The organism is Bariatricus sp. SGI.161 (genome assembly GCF_050313695.1).
Taxonomy (GTDB): Bacteria; Bacillota; Clostridia; order Lachnospirales; family Lachnospiraceae; genus JAFBIX01.
The window spans coordinates 94,885-101,639 of sequence record NZ_JBNPLX010000013.1 but is presented as its reverse complement, the minus strand read 5'-3'; the positions used below and the strand labels follow the sequence as shown (position 1 = coordinate 101,639).

At 34.4% G+C, this 6,755-nt stretch carries 5 protein-coding genes; all 5 read right to left on the bottom strand.

Translation table 11 applies throughout. The annotated features are described in order from the left end of the window. Positions 1-45 precede the first annotated feature (45 nt). The 5 genes from ACQRBH_RS09545 to ACQRBH_RS09525 are packed head-to-tail and all read right to left on the bottom strand — an operon-like array spanning position 46 to position 6,755. Positions 46-1,071, bottom strand: coding sequence for a GDP-mannose 4,6-dehydratase (locus ACQRBH_RS09545; RefSeq protein WP_347376496.1), 1,026 nt, complete (start codon positions 1,069-1,071; stop codon positions 46-48). A gap of 3 nt (positions 1,072-1,074) precedes the next feature. Continuing rightward, positions 1,075-2,385 carry a UDP-glucose/GDP-mannose dehydrogenase family protein gene (locus tag ACQRBH_RS09540; protein ID WP_347376495.1) on the bottom strand — a complete coding sequence of 437 codons (1,311 nt, stop codon included), beginning with the start codon at positions 2,383-2,385 and terminating at the stop codon, positions 1,075-1,077. A gap of 22 nt (positions 2,386-2,407) precedes the next feature. After that, on the bottom strand, positions 2,408-4,510 hold the full coding sequence (locus ACQRBH_RS09535; RefSeq protein WP_347376494.1) for a L,D-transpeptidase family protein: 2,103 nt from the start codon (positions 4,508-4,510) through the stop codon (positions 2,408-2,410). 14 nt (positions 4,511-4,524) lie between these two features. Then, positions 4,525-6,396: a GH25 family lysozyme gene (locus tag ACQRBH_RS09530; RefSeq protein ID WP_427761484.1), complete on the bottom strand. Its 1,872-nt coding sequence runs from the start codon at positions 6,394-6,396 to the stop codon at positions 4,525-4,527. Then, the gene (locus ACQRBH_RS09525; RefSeq protein WP_427761483.1) at positions 6,393-6,755 is read right to left on the bottom strand and encodes a DUF2304 domain-containing protein; all 363 of its coding nucleotides are present in this window, start codon (positions 6,753-6,755) and stop codon (positions 6,393-6,395) included. Before ACQRBH_RS09525 ends, ACQRBH_RS09530 begins: the two co-directional genes overlap by 4 nt.

Here is a 6,755-nt window from a genome sequence, read left to right as displayed (position 1 = left end):
CAACCAATAAAAACAGCCAATTTTTATCGACTGTTTTTATTTCTATTATCTTCTCAGATATTCTTTGTACCAATCAACAAATTTTTCCAATCCGTCCTCTAATCTAGTATTTGGCGCATATCCAAAATCTTTTTTTAATTCACTAATATCTGCGTATGTTTGATATACATCGCCAGGTTGCATAGGCAAATATTCTTTTTCTACCGATTTTTCTATTACATTCTTACTCATTAAAAGATTTTCTAATATTTTTACAAAGTCCATTAAACTTTCTGGCTTATTATTTCCTATGTTATAAACTTTATATTTCACTCCATTTTCATCCTGTTTGGGAACTTTTTTCATAATTCGAAGAATACCATCAACAATATCATCAATATATGTAAAATCTCGATACATATTTCCGTAATTAAAGATTTGTATTTTTTCATTTTTTACCATTTTATCAGCGAAGGAAAAATATGCCATATCCGGACGTCCCATAGGTCCATAAACTGTAAAAAATCTTAATCCAGTTACTGGAATATCATATAATTTACTATATGCATATGCCATTAACTCATTACTTTTTTTAGTTGCTGCATACAATGAAACAGGATTATCCACTTTATCTTCTACTGAATATGGCACTTTTTTATTTAATCCATACACAGATGAAGAAGATGCATACACCAAATGCTTAACACCATTTTCCCCACTATCATAAGAATGACGGCAACATTCTAATAAATTAAAAAAACCTATAATATTACTATCAATATACTCTTCTGGATTGGTAATACTATATCTAACTCCTGCTTGTGCCGCTAAATTAATCACTATATCAGGTGAATATTTTTCAAAGATTTCTTTTATTTTTTTTCTATCTCTCAAATCTCCTCTTATAAATACAAAATTATCAAATTTATCCAGCAACTGGAGTCGCTCATTTTTCAAGCGCACATCATAATAATCATTTAAATTATCGTATCCTATAACAACATTATCTTTATTTTCTTCCAGGATTCTTTTTGACAAGAAAAAACCTATAAACCCTGCTGCTCCAGTTATTAAAATGATTTTTTTATCCATTATTTACCTACCTATGCTATAATATTCTATCCCATTATTTTTCATTTCCTCTGGGTTGTATATATTTCTCCCATCATATACTAATGGAATACGCATACATCTTTTAAATACTTCAGGTGCAATATCTTTAATTTCACTCCACTCAGTAAAAACGAAGCAAATATCTGCTTGATTCAAAGCTTCTTCAATGCAATTTGCATAATTCATATTTCCTTTGTTATATCTTCCCTGCGGGTATAATGTTGCAAAGTTTTTTTCCCCAACAGGATCGTATGCCCAAACATCCGCTCCATGCTCCAGCAAAATTGGAATATTATCTAACGAAGGAGCTTCTCTCAAATCGTCTGTTTCTGGTTTAAACGTCAAACCTAAAACTGCCACTTTCAAGTTAGCAAATGTTATCATCCTATTACTTGCTTTTTTAATAAGTTTTAATTTTTGTTCCTTATTTACTTCAATTGCAGCTTCCACAGTTCTTAATTTATATCCTCTTTTCTCCGCCAAAAAGCTTAACGCTTTCGTATCTTTCGGAAAACAACTTCCTCCATAACCAATCCCTGCCCTTAAAAAGCATTCACCAATCCTTTTATCATATTTCATTCCTTCTGCAACATCCTCTATATTGGCACCAACCAACTCACACAAATTAGCTATGTCATTCATATATGATATTTTTAATGCCAAAAAATCATTACATGCATATTTTATCATTTCCGCCGAACGCCTACTTACCGATACAATTGGAATGTTAAAAGGTCTATAGACCTCTTTTAAAATTTTTTCTGCACGTTCACTTTCTGTACCTATAATAATGCGAGGTGCGTTTAAGGTATCATGCACTGCTGTTCCTTGTGCCAAAAATTCCGGATTAGAGGCTACTTCCACTTTCACATCATTTACGCGGAAATCTGCAATACATCTTTCTACTTTATCGTTAGTCCCAATAGGAACTGTTGATTTAACAACAACCAAGCAATCTTTCTCAATATTTTCTGCAATCTGTCTTGCTACAGTCGCTATAAATGAAAGATCTGCATTTCCATCTGGCATTTCTGGTGTTCCAACTCCAATAAATATAACATCTGCATCTCGATATGCCTCAATATAATCTATTGTATAATGCAGCCTACCTTCTCTATAATTTTTCTTCATTAATTTTTCCAAATCTTTCTCATAGATAGGTGCTATACCAGACTCCATTAATTTAACTTTATTCTCATCTGTATCCACACATGTAACATTATAACCTTTTTCAGCAAAACATACCCCTGCAACTAAACCAACATATCCCGTTCCTGCCACAACTAATTTCATATAATTTAAGCACCTCTCTTATTTAATGATAAACTACTACAGTTGTTCCAGATGGTATATTATCATATATCCATTTAGCATTTTCAATCTTTAATCTTACACATCCATGAGACAACGGCATCCCTACTCTTCCATCTTGTAATGTTCCATTTTTATTATACAATACCGAATGGAATAAATAATTTCCTCTAAACTGAGTCCACCAAAAGCATCTTGAAGCTCCCGAATCAAAATAATATCCTCTACTTCCTACATTAAAGACACCTTCTACAGTTGGAGTACTTGGAGCTCCATCTGCGCAATCCCACATAACGATGTTATTCCAAAATCCTCGTGCTCCTTGGAATATACCAACCTTATGTGTACTTCGATTTACTAATATGAGATATGGCGTTGTACTTGAATAAAGATTCGCTCTTAATAACATTTCTTGTCCTACTACAGGCGCCTTTTTATAATGCCCACTTGTATTTCCCGGCGCACCTATATCTTTGGGTAAAACAATAATCTGAATAGCCTCTAATTTATAGGCATACCCTGAACTTCCGGCTTCTTCCCCATTCTTTGCCCAACCTAACCAACCAAAATTTGAAACGTGAGCTCGATAATAAATATCACAATATTTTTCCATTTCTCCCGTTAATTTAATTTGCACTGCTTCGGCCCTTTTTCCCTGACCAACAGTTCCCGAAATATCTCCGTCACTCCTCCAATCTTGCCAACCGATATCTGAAACATGAAGTCGATATGTAATTCCCCCTGTATATAAAGAACCTTTATCATCATTTTTTATGGACATCGCCATTGCTTCTATACTTCTATTTTCACCAGTCGTTCCAATAATATCACCTATATATCTAGTATCCTGCCAACCAATTCCAGACACATGTGCTTGACACTCAATTTTAGCTATACATTCTCTCGACAAATAACTTCTTCCTGTTTGATTTGGCTTGTTCTCACTTTCTTTTTCAACTAATTGAATCTGAATAGCTTCTACGGCTGATGCATATCCTACTGTTCCTGCTATTTCTCCATTCTTTGCCCAGCCTAACCATCCGTATCTTGCAGCATGTACCCTATAATAGACATCATATTGACTATTTAATTTTTCATCCAATTCAATACATATTGCTTCTATAGACTTACTTTGCCCTGTTGTTCCTGCCAATTGTCCATCCGATTTTGAATCTTGCCAACCAATTCCAGACACATGTGCTTTGTATATAACTGATCCTCCTAGTTGCTCTCCCACTTCAATTTTTATCGCTTCTATTCCGAGCGATTTTCCTGTTGTTCCTGCTGTTGATCCATCTTTTACTTTTGATTGCCATCCAATATTCTGAACATGTGCTGTATACATTACATTTCCCATATTCCGCTCTGTAAGATACGTTTTACCAGTAACAACAGGTGCATTAACATCATTCTTTTCATACAATACTATTTCAACAGCTTCCATTGCACATGCAAATCCAACAGTTCCTGCAAGTTCTCCATTTTTCGCCCAATCAAACCATCCATATTTTGCCGAATGCACCCGATAATATATATCATATTGTTCAGAAATTGTACCTTTCAATCTAATTTTAATTGCTTCAACAGCCTTTGCTTTTCCTACTGTTCCTGCCAATTGTCCATCATTTACAGACTCTTGCCAACCAATATCTTGCACATGTGCTTCGTATTCAATTTTTCCATCCAGACTATTCAAATCATCTAATTCAATTTTAATTCCTTCTACAGCCAGCGCTTTTCCTACTGTCCCTGCAGTCATTCCGTCTACCACTTCATTTTGCCAGCCAATATTTTGTACATGAACACTATATCTAACTGTTGGTTTTTCTTGTGTTTCTTGTGTTTCTTGTGTTTCTTGTGTTTCTTGTGTTTCTTGTGCTTCTTCTCCACTTTCTTTTACTTTTTTTTCTTCTTTTTCTATTTCACTATTTTCCTCAAAAACATTTTCTTCCAATATTTCGTTTTCAACATTCCCACCATTTTCTTCCAATGCATCATATTCAATATTCTCTACATCCTCTGCATGTACTGAAAATATCGATAAATTAAAAAAAATTAAGACTAAAAGAAATGCTATAACTTTTTTCCCAAAAAAATTCCTTTTCATTGTTATCCCTCACATCATTTTTGCAAAAAAGAATTAATTACACTTCCAGGTGCCACTTCTCCTTTTTTTACAAGTTTAATTTGCACTGCTTCTACCTTTTTTCCATATCCTTCTGTTCCAGCCTTATCTCCATTTTTAGCCCAACCTTGCCAGCCAATATCACTTGTATGTACTCGATAATAGATGTCATATCTTTCTTGCATTTCTCCTGTTAATTTTATCGATATCGCTTCTATTTTTTTATTTTTCCCTTCGGTTCCAGACATCTCTCCATTTGATACATAATCTTGCCAGCCAATTCCTTGTACTAATGCACAATATTCTACATTTCCTTCATATTCTTGGTCTTCCAGTTCTATCTTTAATGCCTCTACCTTCAGATTTCTTCCTGTTGTTCCTGCTGTCTCTCCATTTTCTACATAACTTTGCCAGCCAATATCCTGTACATGTGCTTTATACTTTATACTGCTAGGTTTCTTTAAATATGCATTCTCAGTATTTCCAGGCGCTTCTGATCCTGCTGGAAGTAACGCAATCTGATATGCTTCTATAGGATACCCATATCCACTGGTCCCTGCCATCTCATCATTAAATGCCCATCCTAGCCATCCCAGATCATTTATATAAACCCGATAATATATATTGTAATTTTCAGCATTCTCTCCCTCTAATTTTATTCTTATAGCTTCAGTTGCCTTGTTCTTCCCTGTTGTTCCCGCGACCTCACTATTCGTCACATAGTCTTGCCAATTTCCATCAATACATGCACTATATTTTATGTTTACTCCTTCTAAATTTTGAATACTAATTTCAAATGCTTCTAGCTGCTTATTTAATCCTACAGTCCCCGCAACTTTTCCATTTGAAACTCTATCCAACCATCCAGAATCTTGGATATGCGCTGAATATAAAACAACATCCTTTACTTCCTCTGGTATCGAAACAGACATTGACACTCCATGATTCTCTGGATATCCAATCAAATAATTCATATCAACATCTGAAGATATTCCCGATACTCTTCCTGATGCAGTATACTGCCATATTGCATACTCTCCCGAATATTGACATGTAGAATTATATTGTGCTACCCATCTATGCCATTGTGAAAATCTTACATCCGTCAAATAATTATTCCACCAATCAAGATTCGCATACACACCTACCGCATATCCGGCTTTTTCAATTGTAGAACAAAATGTCTGGGCAATTTCGCCCAAATCGCTTCCGAGTGTACTTTTATCCTCCATATCAAAATAAATCGGATACGAAAGATTATGACCATTTATCAAGCGTAATACATGCTGTGCTTCACTCAATGCCCTCTCTGTATTTGTTGCATAGGAATATATGTATACTCCATATGGAATTCCTAAACGTTCACATTCCGAAACATTTCTTTCCCAAAACTTATCATCTTGATCCGTCAAATTCATTCCATATCCACACCGAAGAATAACAAAATCCACCCCTGATTCTTTTACTTTTTCCCAATCAATTTTTCCCTGATGCTCGGACACATCAATTCCTGTTCTTGTAGCATTCGAATGATATGCATAAACTGCAGCTCTACTTTTTGCAGATGACTCTGGTTTTAACAACTGTCCGTCCGTGTAGCGCCAACTATTTGCATGGTCTCCTTTCTCCGGATTGATTGGATTTGCTGAATCCTCCATCTGTTCTTCATTATTCAGAATAATATCCTCGATTAATTCTGTTTTCTCATTCTCAATATTTTCTTCTTGTACGACACCTTCTATATCATTTTGCGTTACTTCATCATTTTGACTAAAACTTTCGTTATCTGCATTCACTTGAAAAGATATCATGTTTACATTAATCAAAATCAAGGAAAAAAGTAACATTACTGAAATAAATCTTCTCATTCTTTTTCACCTTTTATTTTCTGCATTTCTTGCCTTTTCTCATATAATGCCAATTCTTGTGCTAAGTTTTTAATACGTATTGACATTCTAGATATAGACATCGTCAATCCAAAAATGATAATTAACGAAAAACAAAATCCCAAAAAAAACAACATATTAATAGGAAGTTCAATTCCCATAAAAACTGCCAGCCAATTCATAATTCCTGGAAACAAATCCAGTATAAGGACTCCCACTCCAACACAAAGCCAAGCCAATGCATATCTTAATTCCAAAGCTTTTTTTCTAATCATATTAATTATAATGCATAATGCTATTAGTAAAACTACTGCTACAATTATTTGAATTCGTAATCTCAT